The sequence below is a fragment of the Enterococcus gallinarum NBRC 100675 genome (genome assembly GCF_001544275.1).
GTDB classification, from domain to species: domain Bacteria; phylum Bacillota; class Bacilli; order Lactobacillales; family Enterococcaceae; genus Enterococcus_D; species Enterococcus_D gallinarum.
In genome coordinates this window covers 101,572-121,765 of record NZ_BCQE01000012.1, presented here as the reverse complement: position 1 = coordinate 121,765, position 20,194 = coordinate 101,572, and the positions used below count along the sequence as shown (strand labels likewise).

Sequence of the window (20,194 nt, the reverse complement as noted above, 5' to 3'; positions counted from 1 at the left end):
GAATAGAAGACAGACAAAGGTTGAGCATTTCGATGCTTCAAGGATCACGTTCTCCAAGGGGTGAGGAGAACATTCTTGAAGGCGTGCCGATCTTTTTTTTGAAGGCATACTTCTTTACGAGGTATGCCTTTTTTGTGTCTATTTTTCAATTGTCTTGTTTACTTTGACAATAGGAGGGATATTTTGATGGAAGAGGCACTGAAACGCCTGCAAGAGGCAGAAGCCTATAATCAACAGCAGATGCAGCAATTGCAACGAGCGCTGTCTGATTACGAAGAAGAGAAGCAGGAGGAACTACAACAGCGTGTACTTGAATTGAGAGCATCATGTCTGCGTGAACAGTCCGCACTTGAACAACAATTACAACAAACGTTGCAAAAAACGACGGAACAGATCGAAGCAGAGAAACAACAGTTTATTGCAGATCTCCAAGAAAATGTTCGTCGCTGTCAAGAACAAGTGGTCGATCAGATCGTTGAAGGAGTGATCCAAACTTATGGCAGTCACGAAACTAAGTAAGCTGACCTTGATCGCCCCCGAAACCCATCAAGAGCGGTTATTGAAAAAACTGCAAAGCTTACAGATGGTTGAGATTGAAGATGTCTTTGAAAATGCAGAAAATCAACCATGGCTCAAAGAATTTTTTGCTGATTATCAACAAGAGACAGCGACTAGCTACGCAGAGACGCTTCGCAGGATCCAAGAAGCAATCTTGTTCATTCGGCGACAAGGCGGAAGCGGCAAAATACGAGAGTGGCAACGCCAATCTTTACAACTGCCTGCATTTGAAGACTCCTTTCAAGAGCAAACTGTCTTGACGCTTGTCGAACAAATTGAAGAGTTGCAGTTGCAATGGCAAAAAAATCATGAAGCGATGCAAGCCGCTTCTCAATCAGAAACCTGGGGAATGGAATGGCAAAACCTGGATGTTTCTCTCGAAGAAAAAGAGTTGGCATTTGCCACTTTCTTTTGTGGCAGTGTTGAAAGTTCTCATTGGGAAGCCATATCAGCGACCCTCAAACAACTTGATGCTGTTTACCTGGAAATGATTTATTCGGATACAAAAAAGACAAATTTCAGTTGTCTTTACCCGAAGAAGCTTTCTGCAGAAGTTGAGAATGTTTTTCAGCGATATAGTGTAAAAAAAGAAAATACGGACAGTCTGAAAAAACCAAAAGTGCTGTTGCACGAGGCCCAGGCAAAACTGCGAGAACTAGCGGATCAGCGAAAACAGCTGGCAAATCAGATTGGCACGTATAAAACTAAGATTGCTTGTTTGCAGCAAGCAGAAGAATATTTTTTGACAAAAGAACAACGAAAAATGGTACGAAAACGATTGGTCACTGGCAAACATCATACTGTTTTGAGAGGCTGGGTCGCGCAACAAGATCAACAGACTCTTGAAAAAGAGCTGGCAGATTCTTTTAACGGCGAAGTCTATTGCTCATTCAATGAACCTACCTTAGAAGAATTGACTGCGAATCAAGTTCCAGTCAAATTGCAAAACGCTTCGTTTATCAGACCATTTGAAATGTTGACGGAAATGTATAGTTTGCCTAAATATGATGAGATCGACCCAACGCCTTGGATGACACCTTTTTATTATGTCTTCTTTGGGATGATGGTTGCTGATTTGGGCTATGGCGGATTGATGGCACTGGTGACCACTATCGGCCTGCACTTTTTCCGTTTACCTAAAGGGACGAAACGGTTTATGAAGCTGTTTCAAACATTATCCGTTCCTACGATGATTTGGGGATTGATCTATGGCTCGTTTTTCGGAGCGACTTTGCCATTTCATTTGTTATCGCCAGCGAAAGACTTTATGGCTATTTTTGGATTATCCATGATTTTTGGAGGAATCCAATTGTTTACAGGTCTTTATTTGGCCGCGAAGGAAAATATTCGCAAGAAAGATTTTTTAGCAGCTGTCAATCAAGGCTTTTCTTGGCAAGGCTTGCTGGCGGGACTTTTGGTTGCTGCTGCCGGAAATTGGCTCTTTACCGCCCCAGCACTCGTCACATTAGGATTGATTATAGCAGGACTTAGCGGGCTGCTGATCGTGATTGTGCCGATCATTAAAGGAAAGTCCAAAGTTGGCGGTTTTTTCATGGGGATCTATGATCTCTATGGGGTAACAAGCTATATTGGCGATTTTGTCAGCTATAGTCGTTTGATGGCGTTAGGGATCTCTGGCGGCAGTATCGCCGCTGCCTTTAATTTATTAGTGGGCTATATGCCGCCGGTAGCACGATTTTCTGTTGGGATCATCCTGTTAGTGATCTTACAGGCGCTAAATATCTTTTTGTCATTACTAAGTGCTTACGTGCATGCAGCGCGTTTACAATATGTAGAATTTTTTGGCAAATTCTTTACAGGTGGCGGCCGGGCGTTCGATACCTTTAAGCCGAGTGAAAAATATGTCGATTTTGAAAAAGAAAACGGAGGAAAGAAAGATGATTGATTACTTGATTAATAACAACGGTGGAATGGTATTTGCGATTATAGGAATGGGAATCGCAACGATTTTTTCTGGAATTGGTTCAGCAAAGGGTGTTGGAATGACAGGGGAAGCAGCTGCGGCGTTGACAACGAATCAACCTGAGAAATTTGGGCAGGCACTGATTCTACAGTTACTGCCAGGAACCCAAGGTTTGTATGGTTTTGTGATTGCCTTTATGATCTACGGCAGTTTGGCAGCAGAGATGTCGACGGTGACCGGAATGGCCTATTTGATGGCTTCATTGCCGGTAGCTTTTACCGGATTGTTCTCTGGGATCGCACAAGGAAGAGTGGCCGCATCAGGGATTCAAATCTTAGCTAAAAAACCGGAACACTTTTTCAAAGGAGTTATGTTCTCAGTCATGGTGGAAATGTACGCGATCTTAGGCTTCGTTATTTCTTTCCTACTATTAGGGTCCATTTAAAGGAGGCGACAAGCAATGGAGGCAATGGATGCCATCGACAAAATGATTGCTGAACTAGATCGGGAAGCAAAAGAAAAACGGCAAGTAATCGAAACGGACACTAAAACAAGGATCGATGCCGATTTTGCAGCTGCCTGGTCCCAAAAAGAACTAGAAATCAAGCGCCATTCAGTAGAAGCAAAAAAACAAATCGAAAAAAACTATCAGCAAGACATGAATCGGCGAATAAAAGCAGCCAAACAAGAAGGGATTAAACAAGCTCATAAAGAACTGGAGACATTATTCGCGGCAGCTTATCAAAAAATGAATGGATTGGCGCCTGATACAGTCCAACATCTGGCGGAAAATACATTAATGCAATTACCCGTTTCGGGAGAAGTAATCTTTCGTTGTGGACAGCAACAGTCAGCAAGTTTGACAAAAGATTGGTTGACTGCTGTCAATCAAAGGTTGCCTTATCTTGCAAGGATGGGCAAACCATTGGAGCAAGCAGGGTTTATAGTAGAAGACAATGGCGTTTTCTACAATTTCACCTACCAAGCTTTACTAGAAGAATACAAAAATGAAACGAGAGAACATTGGCTGAAAGTGATCCAAAAAGGAGGGTAAGCTATGGCGAGCTATCATCAATTGAATCCACTGATTCGGATCAAAGAGACAACCTTGCTTCAAATGCAAGATTGGCAGCAGCTGATTGCAGCAGAGTCTATGGATCAAGTAATGGCAATCTTGCAGCAAACGAATTATCAACGTTATCTGGGCGCTGATTTTTCCGAAAAATTTGAGGGGTATCTGGATCAAGAAATGCTGACAACCATACAAGAATTAGCAGAAAACGTTCCAGATCCTGATGTGCTTCATTTGATCATGCTGCCGTATACCTTTCATAATTTGAAGGTATTGACCAAAGAAGATGTAACAGGGAGAGATTATAGCAATTTACTGATCGAAGATGGATTCTATACGATCGATGAACTAAGAAATGCCATCCAAACAGGATCTTCGGAAAGTATACCGTCTAAAGTCATTGAAACGATCCAAGCAGTAAGGGAATACTTAGAAGGTTCTGCTGTTTTGCAAGGGATCGATATTATTTACGATCGCCGCTTTTTACATGAGCAACGACGCCTAGCCGAAAAAATAAATATTCCAGCACTGACACATGCGGTGATCACAGGAATCGACCTTACGAATATCACGATTGCTGCACGTTGTTTGCTGCAAAAAAGATCAAAAAGTTTTATGGCGGCTGTTTTAGTCAGTGTGGGAAGTATTCCCAAAGAAGATTATCTCGCTTTTGCGGAAACCTCTTTCACTGACTATCTCGCCTTTTTGAAACAAACTGGCTATCAAGAAGCGCTACTGCCGCTATTACAAGAGACCACGATCGATTTTGCTGCATTGGCACTGGTGAAAGATGACTTAGTTACTCAGCAGTTCGTAGCTGCTGAAGCGTTGGGACCAATGCCATTACTCGCGTTTTTAAATGCCAAAACATTGGAGATTCAGAACTTGCGGCTGATTTTGGTAGGAAAGCGCAGTGGCTTCACAGAAGAAGAACTGAGAGAGAGGATGAGGTACTATGGCAGCTAAGATTGGTGTGATCGGCAGCAAAGAATCCGTGTTACCTTTTCAGCTGTTTGGCTTTCAAGTGTGTTACGCAATCGCAAAAGCGGAAGTGACTCGTGCCTTTCAGTGCTTAGTGAAAGAAGAGTATGCGGTGATTTACGTAACAGAAAAATGTGCGGCATTGATTCCAGAAGAAATTGCCAAATACCAACAGCAAGTTTCACCAGCGATCATTTTGATCCCAGATTACGATGGATCCCAAGGGGTAGGGCTGAAAATGATCCAGGAAAATGTCGAAAAAGCCGTTGGGCAAAACATACTATAGAATGGAGCTGATGTTGTGGAAACAGGAACAATAATTAAAGTGTCAGGTCCGTTAGTTTTAGCAAAAGATATGGGCCATGCAAGTTTAGAAGATATTTGTTATGTCGGTGATCTGGGGGTTGTTGGAGAAATCATCGAGATGAGAGGAACGATCGCTTCGATCCAAGTTTATGAAGAAACGTCAGGTATCGGACCAGGAGAACCCGTCCGAACAACAGGAGAACCGCTGTCTGTTGAGTTAGCACCGGGAATTATGTCTCAAATGTTCGACGGGATTCAACGGCCATTAGAAACATTTATGGAGCTGACCCAAAGTAACTTTTTGAAACGAGGGGTCCAGCTGCCTGCATTGGATCATGAGAAAAAATGGACCTTTGAACCGACCATTGCGGTGGGAACGGAAGTTACTCCAGGAATGGTTATCGGGGTCGTCCAAGAGACGCCATTGCTCCTCCACAAAATTATGGTGCCTAATGGCGTTACAGGACGGGTCAAAGAAGTTTTTGCTGGTGATTTTACGATTGATGAAACGGTTTATATTCTTGAGACACCAAAAGGAGAACGCTCCTTTTCGATGTTGCAAAAATGGCCCGTACGGCACAGTCGTCCAGTCAAACAGAAATTAAATCCGGTAGAGCCAATGATCACTGGGCAGCGAGTGATCGACACTTTCTTTCCAATCGCAAAAGGGGGAGCCTCTGCGGTCCCTGGCCCCTTCGGTGCGGGAAAAACAGTGGTCCAACATCAAATTGCTAAATGGGCAGATGTGGACTTAGTGGTCTATGTAGGCTGCGGAGAACGGGGCAATGAAATGACGGATGTCATGAATGAATTTCCGGAACTGATTGATCCACGAAGTGGCGAATCCTTGATGGCTCGTACTGTACTGATCGCGAACACTTCCAATATGCCGGTTGCCGCTCGGGAAGCTTCTATCTATACCGGAATCACGATTGCGGAGTATTTCAGAGACATGGGGTATTCTGTAGCGATTATGGCCGATTCCACATCTCGTTGGGCGGAAGCGTTGCGAGAAATGTCCGGTCGCTTGGAAGAGATGCCAGGTGATGAAGGCTATCCTGCCTATTTGGGCAGTCGCTTAGCCGAGTATTACGAACGATCCGGTAAAGTGATTTGTTTAGGCTCGGAACAAGAAGGGAGCATCACTGCCATTAGTGCAGTATCTCCATCTGGAGGGGACATCTCCGAACCTGTCACGCAAAACACCCTGCGAGTGGTGAAAGTTTTCTGGGGGCTGGATGCCACGTTAGCTCAAAAAAGGCACTTTCCCTCTATCGATTGGCTAAAAAGCTATTCCCTGTATGAGAATGAAATGGGCGCTTATCTGGATCGTCAGTTGCAAGTGGATTGGTCGAAAAATGTGACTACGGCTATGCGGATGCTGCAAAAAGAAGCTGAACTTTCTGAAATTGTGCGTCTAGTTGGGATTGATGCCTTATCGGATAAAGATCAACTACTGTTAGAGATCACGAAGTCATTGCGAGAAGATTTTTTACAACAAAATGCCTTTGATGCTGTTGATACTTTCACTTCTCGAGAAAAACAATTTGAAATGCTGCAGACCATCTTACTGTTTCATGACGAAGGTCAAAAAGCTTTAGAATTAGGCGCCTATTTGACAGAAATCTATCAGGGAACAGAACGTCTGCGAGATAAAATCGCTCGCATGAAATATCTTCCGGAAGATGATTTAGAAGGAATCCGCAAATTGGAAAGCGAGATAAAAGATACGATGAAAGAAATCTTGCAGAAAGGAGATCGTACGGATGATCAAAGAATATAAAACGATCGGGGAAGTTGTCGGTCCTTTGATGGCGGTCGATCGTGTCTCAGGAGTGAAATATGAAGAGCTGATCGAAGTACGTCTGCAAAATGGTGAAATTCGTCAAGGTCAAGTCTTAGAAATTCAAGAAGATAAAGCACTGGTGCAAATCTTTGAAGGTACTGGCGGAATCAATTTACGAGAATCCAGTGTGCGCTTCCTCGGACATCCGTTAGAGCTAGGTGTTTCTGAAGAAATGATTGGCCGGGTTTTTGATGGGTTAGGACGAGTCAAAGATGGTGGTTCAGAAATCATTGCTGAGAAACGAATGGACATTAATGGGGAAGTAATCAACCCGATGGCTCGAGATTACCCAGATGAATTTATTCAAACTGGCATCTCTTCTATCGATCACTTGAATACGCTTGTTCGCGGTCAAAAATTACCGATTTTTTCTGGTTCTGGTCTGCCGCATAAAGAATTAGCTTCTCAAATCGCTCGTCAAGCGCAAGTGCTCGACACAGAGGACGACTTTGCGGTTGTTTTTGCAGGTATCGGGATTACGTTTGAAGAAGCAGAATATTTCATGGAAGATTTTCGCCAAACCGGAGCGATTGATCGGTCTGTTGTCTTTATGAATTTGGCAAATGATCCGGCAATTGAGCGAATTGCTACGCCGCGAATGGCTCTCACAGCTGCCGAATATTTAGCTTATGAAAAAGGGATGCATGTCTTAGTTATCATGACGGATATGACCAACTACTGTGAAGCGTTGCGGGAAATATCAGCTGCCCGTCGTGAGGTACCTGGGCGCCGAGGCTATCCTGGTTACCTCTATACGAATCTTTCCACATTATACGAGCGAGCTGGCCGCTTACGGGGAGTGAAAGGATCGGTGACCCAAATCCCTATATTGACGATGCCAGAAGATGACAAGACCCATCCTATTCCTGACTTGACTGGTTATATCACAGAGGGTCAAATCATTCTTTCAAGAGAGTTATACAAAAACGGCATCCAGCCGCCGATTGATGTCTTGCCTTCTCTTTCTCGGCTGAAGGACAAGGGAACAGGTGAAGGCAAAACTCGTAAAGATCATGCATCAACGATGAATCAACTCTTCTCTGCTTATGCGCAAGGGAAACAAGCCAAAGAACTCGCAGTCGTTTTAGGGGAGTCAGCACTATCTGATGTCGATAAAATCTATGCCAAGTTTGCGGAACGCTTTGAGAATGAATACCTGGATCAAGGTTATCAAACAAATCGGTCCATTGAAGAAACGTTGGATCTTGGGTGGGATCTGTTGGCGATGCTGCCGAAAGTAGAATTGAAACGGATCAGCGATGCGTTACTAGAGGCGTTTTTACCACAAGGAGAGGATGCAGATGAGCAGACAAACCGTTAATCCAACTCGCATGGAACTAAGCCGCCTCAGCAAACAGTTGACGACTGCCAAAAGAGGTCATAAACTGTTAAAAGACAAACAAGATGAGTTGATGCGTCAGTTCATCGAACTGATCAAACAAAACAACCTTTTGCGTAAAGAAGTAGAAACACAATTACATCGTGCCATGAAGGCTTTTCGCCTAGCCAATGCCACGATCAATGAAAAGTACATTGAAGAAATGTTCATCTTGCCAGCAACAGAAGTTTCTCTTGATGTCTCAACCAAGAATATCATGAGTGTGGAAGTGCCTGTGATGCAATTCGACTATGATGATGTGGTGATGCAGGCACCGATCGAGTATGGGTTTGTGAACTCGAATGTTCCTTTGGATCTGGCAATGGGACGTTTCACCGATGTCTTGCCTAAACTATTGTCTTTGACAGAGATCGAAAAGACTTGTCAATTGCTGGCGGATGAGATAGAACGAACACGCCGCCGGGTCAATGCGCTAGAATATTTGACGATACCAGAATTGGAAGAGACGATCTATGGGATCAAAATGCGTCTTGAGGAAAATGAACGCGCCAATGTTACTCGGATGATCAAGGTAAAAAATAAAACAAAGTGAATGCCGCGTCAGTCGAAAATCTGCTTGGCATAAAGGTAGGAAAGAAAGATGAAAAAAAGAATGTCCAAAAAAATCAGTGCACCGCAGCTGGTTACACTGGTCTTTATGATGTTGATCTTGATGGGAACTGGGTTGCTTATGTTACCAGTTGTAACAAATGATGGGCAAGGTGTGCCTTTCTTAGATGCATTGTTTACCGCAACTTCCGCGATTTGTGTGACAGGACTTTCGACTTTTTCCATTTCTGAACAGTATAATATGGGCGGACAAGCGATTCTTTTGTTCTTGATCGAAATTGGGGGGATCGGTTTTATGTCGATCCCAGTTTTCTTTTATATCTTAGCAAAAAAAAGGGTCAATTTAAGCACTCGGATGATTCTAAGAGAATCCCTCAATCTTGACCGAATGTCTGGCGAATTTCAATTGGCTTGGTACATTATCCGCATCGCATTTTTGATTCAATTTTTAGGTATCTGCCTGTTGGCTCTGTCTTTTGTGCCACGCTTTGGTTGGCAGCAAGGCCTATGGTTTAGTATTTTTCACGCCATTTCTTCCTTTTGTAATGCTGGATTTGATCTTTTTGGGAATAGTCTGGTCTCTTTTCAGTCGGATCCTTTTGTTTTAGGTGTCATTAGTCTTTTGATCATTGCCGGCGGCTTAGGCTTTCTGGTCTGGTTTGACTTGTTAGCTACTTCAAAAAGACGCTCGTTGCACAGCCGTATTGCCTTGTTGGCAATGATTGTTTTGCTGATTTTAGGGACGGTTGGTTTTTATGTGACCGAATATCACTCCAGTATCGTATCAGGAGATTCCATTGTTAGTCGCTTTTTCCAGTTATTTTTTCTTGCTGTGACCCCTCGAACGGCTGGATTTTATAGTATCGATTATGGCCAGATGAGTCAGGCTGGGTTAATGTTGACGATGATTCTCATGTATATCGGTGGTACTTCTGGATCGACTGCCGGAGGGCTGAAAACCACGACGGTCTCAGTGTTGATCATTAAGATTCGCAGTTTGTTGAAAGGGCGCAAACGAGCTGAAGTTTTTGGCAGAACGATCAAAGAAGCGGCTGTTTCGCGGGCGTTCACGCTCTTTTTCTTAACACTGAGTCTTTGCTTTATTGCCATCTTTTTATTATCCATCACAGAATCGATGCCGGGGAATTCTCAGTTTGGACTGGAATACATTGCTTTTGAAGTTTTTTCGGCTTTTGGAACAGTTGGATTAACAATGGGATTGACTCCGTATCTTTCTGTATTTGGTAAATTATTGATCATCTTATTGATGTTTATTGGTCGTGTAGGCATCATGACGGTTGCTTTTTCATTGATGACAAAAGCCAACCGCCGAGAAGCCGGATACAAATTCCCGGATGAAACGGTCATGATTGGCTAAGATCTGTTATTAATAGTTGTTTTGGATCAATGGAAATCATCCCCGAAAAATATGGCCGACTTTTAGGTTAGTTTAAGGTTTCTCGTCTAAGATCTTCCTAAGAACTAAATGAGTCAGTTGCAGCATTTCGTTAGAGCTGCTAGGACAATCCAAAGGTGGGAAGACCATGAGCTTGTGGGAATTGTGGTTTGTAGGAAAAACTTTTGTGACCGTGCTGCTAGTCGTTTTTTTACTAGAATGGCTGTACTTGTTACGGAAACTTTCAAGAAAATCGCAGCAGTTGATCTATTTACTGCTGATTTTGGTTGAATGGCTCAGCAACGGCTGGATCGGGCTCCTAACAAGTTTAGTATGCGGAACGTATTTTTTCGGGCATTGGAAAGAGCATGCTGATACGACTGCATCGATTCAATCGACAGTGTATGGTGATGGGCAAGAGGGTACTGAAAACTTGATGCAAAAATACTAGCATGGCTTGGGTCAATGGGAACTATTGCCGCTGATATGCTTCTTCATAGTAAAGACACTGCTAGTTAAAAAGAACCTGTGGTAAACGAAAAGATAACTTTTCGCAGCACGGGTTCTTTTTGATAGGATTCAGTGAGTGATTTACGCCGTTTTGCTTACTACGTGGAAATAGCCTTCTTTGTCTTGAATGATCCAGACATTTTGATTGTCATTCTTGACGATGACGATTCCTTGTACGACCTCATTGGTGACTGTGCGAAATTCTTCTTTATTCATTTCGATACCTCCAAGGTAGATTCCAATTATTTTCAGAAGGGGGCAGCACGACAGTAGAGAAAAAGCCGTGCTGCAAAGCAAAAAGAAAATTAATTGGTAGCTATAGTATACAGGCAAGATATTGAGTTCTAGTCAATTTCATGTAAATAATCGGTTAAAGGAGAATCAATCTGTCAAAGAAAAACGCAGTTTCATCTTGGTATTGCCTCTTTCCACCATTTCTCCTAGTAATTGAGTGGCATGTGATAAGTAAAGCTGGGCCATTTCACGGTTGGCTTCTTCCAATAACTGATTTGTTAATGGGATTGTCTGATCGATCTTCTGTTGAATCGCTAGACAATTTGCCATGATTGTTTGTTCAAACTGTTCTGCTAGATCGCTGTATAGATCATAGTCTTGATCCCCGATCAGTGCTAATGTTTTAGTCAACCAATAGCTATTTCCCGGATCGTAAGTAGTGGTGGTATCACAATAACCTTTCGGGGTCTCATTCACATTGCTGTAAAAAGGGACCACTCCATTGAAGGTATTGGGACCAAAAGCTAGCCAGTGAACGCCTGCAATTTCATCAGGTACGTGACTGCGCACTTGGAGAATATGCACTTGCTGATTGCGATTGAGAGCAATCGAACGAAAGCGAGTTCTCTCACTAGCCGTTCCATTCCCGTACGGATCATAAGGGGTATTTTGAAAATGACTGCTCAACGCCCACTTTACATCCATCACGCTGATTTTCTTTTTCGGAAGACAGATGAAAGGTAGATCTTGGTCAAGCGGATCCGACGCGGTTTCGCTGAACTGTTTTTGGATATACCAAGCTCTAGGGTTGTTATAACGAGTATCTTTTTCTGTTGCACTGCCGAAAATATGACGTAAATTGATTCCTTCAAAGTCTGGATTTAAGTGATTGCTGATAATCATATCAGGTAAATCGTCGGAAAATAAAGTATCTTGGGAATCAAAATCGAAGGTAGCGATATTCATTCGATTCGGGGCGATCACATAAGCATCATCAGGAATTCGGATCGCTGCCCAATGATGTCCGCCAATCGTTTCCATATACCAGATTTCTTCTCGATCGGCAAAAGCCAAACCATTAGACTCATAGGTTCCATAAGTTTCTAGTAACTCGCCTAAGCGTAAGACTCCTTCTCGAGCAGAACGGATATAGGGAAGCACGATACTGACAAAATCTGCTTCTCCAATGCCTTCTTTTACCAAAGGATCGATAGCTAAAACTCTCGCATTGGTAGTGATCGTTTCTGTGGCGGTCATGGCGACATTGGCGCTGTTGATTCCTGAAGCAGCCCAGACTCCTTGAGATTCATCTGCCTCAGGCGTAGAAGTATACCTTAGGGGATCTTTCGGTAAAGGAATACTGCACCCGCTTAAAACAGCATGGAACGTAGCAGGCTGTTGTTCAGGTTGGATTACGACAAATTTTTGTGGTAGAGACACTGCCCCGGCATCTTCATTGCGAGCAATGAGGGTCGAGCCATCGAGTGATGCGTTTTTGCCTACCAGCATGGTTGTACAAGAAGCTGATTTGCGTGTCATTGACAAAACTCCGATCTTCAGATTATTTTGTTGATAATTGAACATAGTATAGCGAGTAAAAGACAAATTGACAATCAACTTTCGACTAAAAATTAGTTCGCTTTCTGTGTGACTTTTAGTAAAATAGGAAAGAAGGAGTGAAGAAAATGAAACGAATCGTTATTTTTAGTTTGCTGTGGCTGGCAGGGATTGGGTTGAGCGGCTGTTCTGAAGCTACTACTCAGACAACAACGACTGGCAGCAATCAAGCTACAGCTAGCTCGATGGTTAAGCAACAGACGGCTGAGATCTCATTTGTGAACAAGACAGATGCGCAGCCTGAACAAATACCAGCCAAAACGGTGTCATTCAAAGAAGGAACCTCTTTAATGGAGATAATGAAGGAAAATTTTGATTTAGTGGAAGACAAAGGCATGATCACCAGTATTGAAGGATTAGCGCAAGATGAAGCGGCTGGTTATTATTGGACCTATACGATCAATGACGAGATGGTCAATACCGGCGCAAAAGATACATCTCTTACCGAAAAGGATCGAGTCGTTTTTACCTATGAGAAATTTTAAACCGACAAAAATGTCTTTTTCCGTGCAAGAGATTGCTTATCTTGCTTTGCTAGTAGCAGCATCAGTGGTGGGGCGTACATTGTTTCAACCACTGCCAAATGTACAACCAATGACCGCTATTTTCTTATTGGTGGCTCTTTATTTAGGCTGTGTCAGAGGACTGATCGTCGCATTGCTATCCCTTTTGATTACGAATTTTTACATGGGGATGGGAATTTGGACGATTGCTCAGGCAGTAAGTTATACAGTCGTGATCCTCATGATGAGCGGATTAAGACATGTTCCCATCGTTAAACGTTCCTTGATCTTGCAAGTGATTTTTAGTATTTTAGCAGGGTTCCTTTATGGATTTGTGGTCTCCTTACTCAGCGTGTATCTGCTAGGCTTACCAAGCTTTTGGGGCTATTATCTGCAAGGAATAAGTTTTGATACGCTGCATGCTGTTGGAAATGGCTTCTTTTATGGACTACTTGCGCCAATATTTCGACGACTTTTTCACCGTTATTATCCAGCTAAAAAGCTCATTCATTAGTGCAATCTGCTGATTCAGCGCTTTATTGCATTCATTGCCAGTGTCATTGATCTGTCTCAAAGAATGATCAATGACACTGGTTTTTATATCGATATCTGGCAAGATTCTCCTTGTAGATACTGCTACAAGCATAATTGTGTTGTTCTCTTACAAAATCGGGTATTCTTAACCTATACTGGAAAGGGAGCGGTTTCAATGAAGTGGATCGTAAAAAAAGAAGATCTAGAAGCATATCGGACGAGATTCAATGGGAAACTGGCTGGCTATGCTGAAGAAGCTAAAGTAATGGCGATTCCTTTGCCAAAGTATTATATCGTAATCGTTGATGAAGAAAAAATTAGTTTGATTCAATTGGATTTGAACTTTGAACAAAAAGCCATGGAAACCGTGCTGATCCATGAGATCACCACATTGAAAATTACTGGTGTCATGAACAAAAAAGTGTTGATCCAGACGCCTTCTAAAACTATCAAGGTTTTGATTAAACCGATGGCGATCGGAATCAAAGAAGAGCAGCAACAGTTGATCGATACGTTTACCCGGATGGCGAGCTGACTACTTATTTTATAGGAAAAATCAAAAACGGATCAAACGCCAAGCTGGCGGATTGATCCGTTCGTTTATTCTGGGGTTCCCACAATTTTGATGTATTCATCGATATTTTTGATTTTCATATGTTTGATCACTAACTGTTCACGTTTGTTCCATTTGCCTTCGACTTCTAGCTGGTACTTGTTGAGAGGTAAGCGTAAAACGTAACTAGAAAGGTAACGGTCTTTAATAATACAGTTGATGATTTTATGGTCTTCTAATAATTGAATTCCAGTCAGCATCATCGGAGTTTCTTGAAAAACACGACTGTTGACTAACAATCCTACATGTGTTTCATTCATTATTCGATCCTTTCTGAGAAAAATAAATTCTCGAATATTCTTCTTTTCTATGTTACCCGATTTATCTAGGAAAGGCAATTCTGGAAAACACCTAGCAACGCAAATCACGGAATAAAACAACTGGTGAAGAGGAATCACTATCCGATTGAATGGCAGAAAGTTTTTACAGAAAAAAGACACAGAAAAAAAGATACAGAAAAAAAGACAGAATAAAGAGATCTGAAACGGCGAGACAAAAGGAATGAACACAAAGAATGAATAAATAAGAAGCACACGAATAAACAAGGATTTTTGATGGCACTTAAAGAGAAAGCGTGCGAAAACATATCATTTCTTAACGTTTAAAAAAGGCAACTTTTTGTTTGAAGTAGCTTAGAGAAAGGGAGTTAAGCAGAAATACGTTCTTCTAGAGGAAATGGCACCTGTAAAAGAACGAGGACTGCAAGCTTGAAAACAGGCATTTCAGCAGATTTCTGTTAAAATAATAACTATAAAAGAATTGGAGGAGACACATATGAAAAAATCTGGATTCGTAGTAGGTTTGATTGGCGCGGCTTTTGGTCTGGCAGTTTATAATAAAATGCAGAAGATGACTGTCAACAAAGATTCTGTTAAAGGCAAAGCAAAAGAAGTTGCGGGAAATGTCGTTGGCAACGAAAAAATGCAAGCAGAAGGAACATTGGATCAAGTTGTCGGTGCTTCTAAAGAAGTACTAATGGACTTGAAAAATTCTGTGACCTCTGCCATTGGGGTTGGAACTCCAGACAAGGTGGCTGGTAAAGCCAAAGAGGCAGCAGGCGATATCACGGATGATCCGACAAAAAAAGCAGAAGGCTTTGTTGATCAAGCAGCAGGGCATTCTAAAGAAATCATTGCAGATCTTAAAGACAAATCTGAGTCAATGGCACAAGATGTCAAAGACAAATTCGACCAAAAATAGGATGTAGTGAGAGACAGGCACAGAGGGCCTGTCTTTTTTTTGTGGCTTTTTTTGCAAACAAAAACAATGATCCTGTCACCTGAAGAGCGACAAGAACGAAGGATCGGTGTGCAATGATGGGATCGCTGACAAAAGTAGTAATTGATGCTTGACACATGAATGCACGTTCATATATAATAAAAATGTAGATATGAACATATATTCATTTGTAAGCAAATGATGCACTAACTTTGAAGGAGGCTTTTCTTATGTCTACCCACTCTTGCAATCATTCAACACCACACACCCATGCAGCAGAGGCAAGCCATTCCCATGGCAACGCCCCGTTACGCAATTATTTAGTAGGAGTTATTCTTTTTATTGCTGCTTTATTGGTACCGCAATTGGTCGTTAAAGATTTTTTATACACTGCCGCTATTCTTTTAGCAGGGTATCATATTATTTGGGAAGGGATCGAAGACACCATCAAAGATACCCGCAAAAGCAGACACTTTAAACCGAATGTTCATTTATTAATGACATTGGCTGCCTTTGGTTCAGTATTGATCGGCAACTTCAATGAAGCTGCCTTGCTGATTCTGATTTTTGCCGGGGCTCACTTTTTGGAAGAGTATGCAGAGGGCCAAAGCCGCAAAGAAATCACGAACCTCTTGAAGTTGAATCCGACAGAAGCCCGTCTGGTTAAGGCAGATGGCAGCATTGAGAAAATTGCAGCAGAGCAAGTCAAAAAAGGGGATAGGCTGCAAGTTTTACCAGGGGACCAAATCGCAACAGACGGTAAAATCCTCTCGGGAATCAGCAGCATCAACGAAGCCTCCATCAACGGTGAAAGTGTTCCCCGTGAAAAAACTGTTGGGGATGAAGTTTTCGGAAGTACGATCAACGGTAACGGCACTTTTATGATGGAAGTGACAAAAGACAGCAGTGAGACAGTTTTTGCTAAAATACTCTCTGTTGTGGAATCGGCACAAAACAATCAATCAAAAACAGAAACCCGCATCAAAAAAATCGAGCCGCTTTATGTGACAACGGTCTTGATTTTGGTACCCTTATTTATTTTGACAGCACCCTTTCTTTTTGGTTGGGATTGGTCAACCAGTTTTTACCGGGGACTAGTGATGATGATCTCTGCTTCGCCCTGTGCATTAGCCGCTAGTGCAGTACCTGCTAGCTTGTCTGCTATCTCAAACTTAGCAAAACGGGGCATCTTATTTAAAGGCAGTTCTTATCTTGCAAATATGGGACAAACAAAAGTAGCCGCCTTTGACAAAACTGGCACATTAACGATTGGTCAACCACAAGTGACCGATGTTTTCTTTGCTGAAGAAACAACTGAAGCGCACCGTCAAGAGTGGGTATCGCTGATCTTGGCCATGGAAAAGCAAGCGAATCACCCATTAGCGGCTGCCATCGTAGAGCATTTTGAGAAACAAGAAAAGGCACAAGCATTAGAACTTTCCGTTAACAACCAAATTGGTTCCGGTCTGACGGCTGTAGTTGAGGGAAAAACCTATCGAATTGGCAAGCCAGCGGCGACGTTTGCGCATTCATCATTTGCTGAGCAACGAGAAACCTTGGAACAATCAGGCAAAACGGTGGTTGTTTTTTCGGTGGATGATCAGCCAGTTGGACTGATCGCATTGATGGACTTACCGAATCCTCAATCTAAAGCGGTCATAGATGAACTGCAGCAATCTGGTATTCGAACAGTCATGATCACAGGAGACAGTCAAGCAGCTGGACAAGCGATTGGTGATCAGCTTGGAGTAGATCAAGTTGCTGCAAATGTTCTGCCAGAAAATAAGGCTCAGATTATCCAGCAGTTGCAAAATGAATACGGTCAGACAGTCATGGTTGGAGATGGTATCAATGATGCGCCTGCATTGGTACAGGCCGATATCGGTTTTGCTATGGGAGAGGGATCGGATGTTGCAATTGAAGTGGGGGATGCGGTGATCATGAAAAATGATCTAACACGCTTTACCTACGCACTAAAGACCGCAAAAAAACTAGATCGGATTATTTGGCAAAATATTTTCTTCTCTATGTTTATTGTGGCATTACTGATCGTATTGAATTTGCTAGGCAAAATGAATATTGGGTTAGGCGTCTTTGCTCATGAAGGCAGTACATTACTCGTTTTATTCAACAGCTTGCGCATGCTTGCACCAATGAGTGAGACAGTCGCCCATACATCAAAAAAATAATCAAAAAAACGCTTATGCTGATTTAATGGCCATCCAGCATAAGCGTTCGCTTTTTTATTAAACAATGTCATTGATTGTACGCTGCAGAAGAGCGAGGAAATTGGTCGATTTTTGCTAAGCGCTGATCGATTCGTTTGATGATGCCTTCTGAAAACTCGAGATTCCGGATAGAAGAGCGAGCCGCAAGCAATAATTGTTTTTCTTGCATCAAATCTTCTTGGATTCGATAGATATTGGCTAAGCGTTCCACATATTCATAATGGGTGTAGTCCGTCTGGCTGATCAAAAACTTCAATAGATCTGCTGCCTGCATATACGCTTCTTGCGTATAATAAGTGATGGCTTCCCGGTATAACTTGATTTCAAATTCTTCGATTTTTTGGGAATTTGCTTTTAAATCCCGCCATTCGTTGATTGAAATTTTTTTTTGGATATTTCCCAAATCATCATACAAAAAAATCACAGGGACGTCATTGGGATGTTTTGTTTCTTGTTTGATTTTTTTCATGTCGTACCTCCTGCGTTTTTTGCTCCGTTTTTACTGATCATTTCTCGTTGATACAGTCTATTGTAAAAGCAAAGCAACAAAAAGTCTACATGAAGATGTCAAAAGAATTGTTCTTTTAGCGCATTCTCATCTTAATAACTACGTTTTCTTTGAAAATGATTGATTAAATCCGAGATCCCCATAAAAATCAAGACTCCGCCAAAAATTTGGAAGAACAAAAGCCACGTTTGAAACGGATTGAAAACAAGAATGATACCTGCCACAATCACGAATAAACTGAAAAGCAAACCAGTGATAAATGGTAAGCCATTGCGTTTTTGATTAAAGCTTGCCATCAAACGCGTACAGCCACTGATCGTGATCATGATTCCCAAAAAGAATGGTACGATCGATAATAGTCCCTTTGCAAAAACGAGAATAGCTGCGGCGGCAATCAAAAGCAGGATCCCCGTTGTCATCTGCATATTCACATAGCCGGTTTGCCGTTTTTCTTTGTAACTAGAATAGAGATTGATCAACCCAAGGCAGGCAACATATCCGGCAACTAAATAGACAATCGTATTAAAGACACTGCGAGGAGCAATCAAAATAATCAATCCAGCAATCAAAAATAAAATCGCTCGTAATAAATCGTATCGTTGGATTTTCTCGAAAAAAGTATTCATAAGTTCAGTTCCTCCTTTTTTTTTCTATTGTAGCGGATTTCTTTCAAAATAGAAAATAGAAACGCGTTGTAGGATAATTCTGCTTTTGAAGCAGCAAATTATTTGGTAAGATAGATGAAACAACAAAGAATGGAGAAAACTATGAGTGTATTAACGCTTTTAATGTGTCTGTTCACGGTCGTCTTGTATTTGTTTCTCGCTGTCGTCCGCAAAGACATTCAAATTGTTGCAGCCAGCCGTAAAGGCGGAAAAGCAGCAATTGCTTTCTTTTCATTGGTGGTCATTATAGCAATGTTTTTTACGGAAGAAACCTTTGAGAACCGCTTGCGAGGGGTCGTATCTGGATTGCTTTTCTTAAGTTTTGTTTTTGATAGCAGAGGGTTAGCTGAAGATCGATTCATTATTCATCCACTAAATATTCGCGGGATCTTGTATCAGGAAGTGGATCGGGTGGTACTGTATCAGGAGAGCAAGGACCAATGGATCAAAATGAATTTCTTTCGAAGAGGGATGCGAGGACCACTGTTGAAATTCGAGCGTCCAATGGAAGAATTGGTCCTGTTTTTGACGGAGCATCTAAATGAAGGAACACCGATCGATATTCTAGTTGATCAAGAGCCAAAAGGTCATTAAATTTCTTTAAGCGATCATATAAATTGAGAGAATCAATTGGCCGGGCCCCTTTGACTGCAAAAGCAAAGAGACCCGGTCAATTTTTTAATTTAAGGGACTATCCAGTTGATTTTTTTGGCAAAATTCGAGTACGCCGAATACAGGAAGCAAGCTAGGTTTCTGACCGAACGTTTTGCTATTTTTTGTTTAAGAAGAACAGGGTCTTACCCTTAAATAAAGGGAGTATGGTAGAATTGAGTATCAACTTTATTGTTTTAATTGAATAGGTTTACATACAAAGGAGGACGATGCTGTTGGTACAAATAAAAGAGGTCCTCAAAACCGTTTTGTTCGTTGCTCTGTTTGGGCTGTTACTGTTTTCGTTGCGACAATACGTCTTCACCCCTGTTATCGTTAAAGGAGATTCTATGGATCCAACATTGCATGATGGGGAGCGTGTGATCGCTATGAAAAACACCCAAATCAGCCGGTTTGATATCATCACATTTGAAGCCCCTGATGAGGTGGGAAAAAACTACATTAAGCGTGTGATCGGATTACCTGGTGATGTGGTGGAATACCGTGAAGACACTTTATTCATCAATGGGGCAGCATATGAAGAGCCTTATCTTTCTGCTTTTCGTTCAAAATTAACCGATGGTTATCCACTGACTTCTGACTTTACGATGGCTGATTTTGGTGTTGAACAAATTCCAGAAGGAAAATTGTTGGTGTTAGGGGACAATCGCCGAATCTCTAAAGACAGCCGGACCATTGGTTTGATTGATCAGTCAGCCGTATTAGGAGATGTCAAATTTATTTTTTGGCCCCTTAAAGATTTCGGAAGCATTCCGAATCAACACTCTGAGTAAGCGGAAGTCCGACTCGCTCAGAGCTTTTTTTTAAAAGAAAATTTGTTATACTATTTGTTATGAAGACAATGAAAGAAAAATTGTCAAC

23 protein-coding genes and 1 other annotated feature are annotated in these 20,194 nt (G+C 42.0%); of the genes, 18 read left to right on the top strand and 5 right to left on the bottom strand.

Annotated elements, in window-relative coordinates:
- Positions 1-18 precede the first annotated feature (18 nt).
- Positions 19-70, top strand: a sequence feature (sodium ion sensor (DUF1646 type); this cis-regulatory element may regulate processes involved in with the transportation of sodium ions).
- Between the two features lie 116 nt (positions 71-186).
- The 11 genes from EG2_RS08545 (at position 187) to EG2_RS08495 (ending at position 10,482) form a co-directional block, all read left to right on the top strand.
- Positions 187-519, top strand: coding sequence for a hypothetical protein (locus EG2_RS08545; protein ID WP_060814347.1), 333 nt, complete (start codon positions 187-189; stop codon positions 517-519).
- Positions 497-2,464, top strand: coding sequence for a V-type ATP synthase subunit I (locus EG2_RS08540; RefSeq protein WP_060814346.1), 1,968 nt, complete (start codon positions 497-499; stop codon positions 2,462-2,464). Before EG2_RS08545 ends, EG2_RS08540 begins: the two co-directional genes overlap by 23 nt.
- Positions 2,457-2,927 (top strand): V-type ATP synthase subunit K, encoded by a 471-nt coding sequence (locus EG2_RS08535; protein WP_003126713.1) that lies wholly within the window; start codon positions 2,457-2,459, stop codon positions 2,925-2,927. The genes EG2_RS08540 and EG2_RS08535 overlap by 8 nt, the downstream gene beginning before the upstream one ends.
- Before the next feature lie 15 nt (positions 2,928-2,942).
- Positions 2,943-3,536, top strand: a complete 594-nt coding sequence (locus EG2_RS08530; protein WP_005473267.1) for a V-type ATP synthase subunit E family protein — start codon at positions 2,943-2,945, stop codon at positions 3,534-3,536.
- Between the two features lie 3 nt (positions 3,537-3,539).
- Positions 3,540-4,520, top strand: a complete 981-nt coding sequence (locus EG2_RS08525) for a V-type ATPase subunit (RefSeq protein ID WP_060814345.1) — start codon at positions 3,540-3,542, stop codon at positions 4,518-4,520.
- Positions 4,510-4,821 (top strand): V-type ATP synthase subunit F, encoded by a 312-nt coding sequence (locus tag EG2_RS08520; protein ID WP_060814344.1) that lies wholly within the window; start codon positions 4,510-4,512, stop codon positions 4,819-4,821. Before EG2_RS08525 ends, EG2_RS08520 begins: the two co-directional genes overlap by 11 nt.
- Before the next feature lie 15 nt (positions 4,822-4,836).
- Positions 4,837-6,624: a V-type ATP synthase subunit A gene (locus EG2_RS08515; protein WP_060814343.1), complete on the top strand. Its 1,788-nt coding sequence runs from the start codon at positions 4,837-4,839 to the stop codon at positions 6,622-6,624.
- The gene (locus tag EG2_RS08510) at positions 6,608-8,008 is read left to right on the top strand and encodes a V-type ATP synthase subunit B (RefSeq protein WP_060814342.1); all 1,401 of its coding nucleotides are present in this window, start codon (positions 6,608-6,610) and stop codon (positions 8,006-8,008) included. Before EG2_RS08515 ends, EG2_RS08510 begins: the two co-directional genes overlap by 17 nt.
- A complete protein-coding gene (locus EG2_RS08505; protein ID WP_005473260.1) occupies positions 7,989-8,618 on the top strand; it encodes a V-type ATP synthase subunit D in 630 nt (209 codons plus the stop codon). The genes EG2_RS08510 and EG2_RS08505 overlap by 20 nt, the downstream gene beginning before the upstream one ends.
- Positions 8,619-8,666: 48 nt before the next feature.
- A complete protein-coding gene (locus tag EG2_RS08500) occupies positions 8,667-10,013 on the top strand; it encodes a TrkH family potassium uptake protein (protein WP_060814341.1) in 1,347 nt (448 codons plus the stop codon).
- A gap of 166 nt (positions 10,014-10,179) precedes the next feature.
- On the top strand, positions 10,180-10,482 hold the full coding sequence (locus tag EG2_RS08495) for a hypothetical protein (protein WP_003126704.1): 303 nt from the start codon (positions 10,180-10,182) through the stop codon (positions 10,480-10,482).
- Positions 10,483-10,622: 140 nt separating this feature from the next.
- Here EG2_RS08495 and EG2_RS18820 read toward each other — a convergent pair whose 3' ends face one another.
- Together EG2_RS18820 and EG2_RS08490 are read right to left on the bottom strand one after the other, a co-directional pair.
- On the bottom strand, positions 10,623-10,757 hold the full coding sequence (locus EG2_RS18820) for a hypothetical protein (protein ID WP_005473255.1): 135 nt from the start codon (positions 10,755-10,757) through the stop codon (positions 10,623-10,625).
- A gap of 165 nt (positions 10,758-10,922) precedes the next feature.
- Positions 10,923-12,314, bottom strand: a complete 1,392-nt coding sequence (locus EG2_RS08490; RefSeq protein WP_060814340.1) for a C69 family dipeptidase — start codon at positions 12,312-12,314, stop codon at positions 10,923-10,925.
- A 146-nt stretch (positions 12,315-12,460) separates the two neighbouring features.
- On the opposite strand from EG2_RS08490, the gene EG2_RS08485 reads away from it, so the two are divergent.
- The 3 genes from EG2_RS08485 to EG2_RS08475 all read left to right on the top strand — a co-directional run bounded on the left by EG2_RS08485 (position 12,461) and on the right by EG2_RS08475 (position 13,964).
- Positions 12,461-12,877, top strand: a complete 417-nt coding sequence (locus tag EG2_RS08485) for a DUF4430 domain-containing protein (protein ID WP_060814339.1) — start codon at positions 12,461-12,463, stop codon at positions 12,875-12,877.
- Positions 12,864-13,409, top strand: a complete 546-nt coding sequence (locus EG2_RS08480) for an ECF transporter S component (RefSeq protein WP_003126700.1) — start codon at positions 12,864-12,866, stop codon at positions 13,407-13,409. The genes EG2_RS08485 and EG2_RS08480 overlap by 14 nt, the downstream gene beginning before the upstream one ends.
- A 195-nt stretch (positions 13,410-13,604) precedes the next feature.
- Positions 13,605-13,964 (top strand): hypothetical protein, encoded by a 360-nt coding sequence (locus tag EG2_RS08475; protein WP_005473249.1) that lies wholly within the window; start codon positions 13,605-13,607, stop codon positions 13,962-13,964.
- 65 nt (positions 13,965-14,029) lie between these two features.
- On the opposite strand, the gene EG2_RS08470 is transcribed toward EG2_RS08475, so the two are convergent.
- Positions 14,030-14,302: a hypothetical protein gene (locus EG2_RS08470; protein WP_003126697.1), complete on the bottom strand. Its 273-nt coding sequence runs from the start codon at positions 14,300-14,302 to the stop codon at positions 14,030-14,032.
- Between the two features lie 514 nt (positions 14,303-14,816).
- On the opposite strand from EG2_RS08470, the gene EG2_RS19900 reads away from it, so the two are divergent.
- Both EG2_RS19900 and EG2_RS08460 read left to right on the top strand, forming a co-directional pair.
- A complete protein-coding gene (locus EG2_RS19900; RefSeq protein ID WP_071870114.1) occupies positions 14,817-15,242 on the top strand; it encodes a CsbD family protein in 426 nt (141 codons plus the stop codon).
- A 248-nt stretch (positions 15,243-15,490) separates the two neighbouring features.
- Positions 15,491-17,449 carry a heavy metal translocating P-type ATPase gene (locus EG2_RS08460; protein WP_060814338.1) on the top strand — a complete coding sequence of 653 codons (1,959 nt, stop codon included), beginning with the start codon at positions 15,491-15,493 and terminating at the stop codon, positions 17,447-17,449.
- Between the two features lie 67 nt (positions 17,450-17,516).
- Here EG2_RS08460 and EG2_RS08455 read toward each other — a convergent pair whose 3' ends face one another.
- Complete coding sequence (locus EG2_RS08455) at positions 17,517-17,957, bottom strand: hypothetical protein (protein WP_005473243.1); 441 nt, start codon at positions 17,955-17,957, stop codon at positions 17,517-17,519.
- Between the two features lie 131 nt (positions 17,958-18,088).
- On the bottom strand, positions 18,089-18,622 hold the full coding sequence (locus EG2_RS08450) for an HdeD family acid-resistance protein (RefSeq protein ID WP_060814337.1): 534 nt from the start codon (positions 18,620-18,622) through the stop codon (positions 18,089-18,091).
- A 141-nt stretch (positions 18,623-18,763) separates the two neighbouring features.
- Here EG2_RS08450 and EG2_RS08445 point away from each other — a divergent pair, with 141 nt between their 5' ends.
- Positions 18,764-19,255 (top strand): hypothetical protein, encoded by a 492-nt coding sequence (locus EG2_RS08445; protein WP_060814336.1) that lies wholly within the window; start codon positions 18,764-18,766, stop codon positions 19,253-19,255.
- A 293-nt stretch (positions 19,256-19,548) separates the two neighbouring features.
- Positions 19,549-20,106, top strand: a complete 558-nt coding sequence (lepB, locus tag EG2_RS08440) for a signal peptidase I (RefSeq protein WP_003126688.1) — start codon at positions 19,549-19,551, stop codon at positions 20,104-20,106.
- Positions 20,107-20,194 lie beyond the last annotated feature (88 nt).